The following is a 352-nucleotide window of genomic DNA, read 5'->3' as shown; positions in this document are numbered from 1 at the left end:
TCGGCGCCGAAACCGGCAACAACGGCTCGATCAGCAACCACAGTTCGTCCGAAACGATCCACGGTCGGGAGTTCCTCTTCGCCACGAACGGACCAACGAGCAACCAAGCCGACAGTCACATGATCAACAGCTTCTGTTAGGACCTCTAACTGATCGTTTCAGAATGAAGTTCGGAGTCGTCTCAAACAGATAATGCTGCAGGCGAGTTGGAGTAGGCCAAGGTGAAGGTCGGCGCGTATCTCGTAGCGGATCCGGAGCCGCTTGAACTGGTGGAGCCAGGCGAATGTGCGCTCGACGACCCAGCGGGTCTTTCCCAGGCCGGAGCCGTGGGCTGTTCCTTTCCGGGCGATCT

General features: G+C 58.2%; 1 protein-coding gene. It reads right to left on the bottom strand.

From position 1 onward, the window contains the following. Positions 1-158: 158 nt before the first annotated feature. Positions 159-352 (bottom strand): transposase (locus tag AADR41_RS42630; protein ID WP_342287839.1); only part of this gene is annotated, 194 nt, incomplete at its 5' end.

It is taken from the genome of Streptomyces sp. CLV115 (assembly GCF_038448545.1).
Lineage (GTDB): Bacteria > Actinomycetota > Actinomycetes > Streptomycetales > Streptomycetaceae > Streptomyces > Streptomyces sanglieri.
The sequence above is the reverse complement of the archived record's forward strand: the minus strand, read 5'-3'. Positions and strand labels throughout refer to the sequence as shown.